The sequence below is a fragment of the Microcystis sp. M53602_WE12 genome (genome assembly GCF_030065455.1).
GTDB classification, from domain to species: domain Bacteria; phylum Cyanobacteriota; class Cyanobacteriia; order Cyanobacteriales; family Microcystaceae; genus Microcystis; species Microcystis aeruginosa.
The window spans coordinates 1-1,016 of record NZ_JASJFB010000096.1 but is presented as its reverse complement, the minus strand read 5'-3'; the positions used below and the strand labels follow the sequence as shown (position 1 = coordinate 1,016).

The following is a 1,016-nucleotide window of genomic DNA, read 5'->3' as shown; positions in this document are numbered from 1 at the left end:
TGAAATGGGGCGAAAGTCTGTGGACTCTGTGTAAGACAGTACATGGTTTTTTAACTGTGGTATGCGACGGTGGTGGAAGCAGAAACTTAAATCGTGAGGTTTAGGAATCGCCGCACTTTTAGGGCGGCGAGGATGTCAAAAGTTAGCTAGTGACAGTTAGTGCGATGTCGAAGCCACTGCCTAAGAATAAATCCGGTTATTAAAAACTGATTATTTATTCTCCCCTTTGCATGAGTGCCTCTTGCATGAGTGCCTCTTCTCATAACTAGCCTATACTCAACGGATTTAGTATCAGGTACTTTTTCCCTGAAAATTAGGTAGTTGACCACCTGAAAATGGGTAAAACCCTACACCCTACACCCCACACCCTGCCCCTAGGAAAAACTTTTTCAGCAAACCCTACTTACTGATAATTTTTTGAAAATCTCTTTGAATAATGGCAAAATTTTTGTCAGTTAAAAGCGGCACATGAACGAATAAAGCTCTCGGATGATGTTTTAAGATTTGAAAATATAATTCTTCGCAGACAAACTGACCGGCATTATCGCTGATATAGCTATAGGCAAGCTCTTTGACAAAATCCTTAAGAGGAATTGGTGTAAATAACTTTTTTGTGCTACTCCTAGCCTGAGATTCTAAACTTAAACGATAACGATTTTCTGCCATGCCACAACAAATAACGAAATCAGGCTTTTTGTCTTGAATAGCTTTGATAACTCGTTCACTGGCTCGATGGGTATTAACGGGAAGTTGACGCAAAAATAAAAGCTTTTGTGGATAATTATCTTGAATGGATGCTAACAAATCATCGGAGGAATTACTCCGGTGATGGCATAACCAAGGCGCAAAAGAAGTTAAGAGAATTGTCAAGTTATCTCCTGATAGTTAAGGCTCTTCGGGACTTGGTATGGTTCGATATGGGGGCATAAATCGACTAAATCCTTATCTGGCAAGAGATTTAATTGATTAGTTCGCTCTAGATCGCAAACAATTGACAAAAATCGCGGTAATGTCTG

1 protein-coding gene is annotated in these 1,016 nt (G+C 39.8%); it reads right to left on the bottom strand.

Going from position 1 to position 1,016, the window contains the following annotated elements; genetic code table 11:
- Positions 1-399: 399 nt before the first annotated feature.
- Positions 400-870: a pyroglutamyl-peptidase I family protein gene (locus tag PX482_RS04130; RefSeq protein ID WP_288122092.1), complete on the bottom strand. Its 471-nt coding sequence runs from the start codon at positions 868-870 to the stop codon at positions 400-402.
- Positions 871-1,016: the final 146 nt, after the last annotated feature.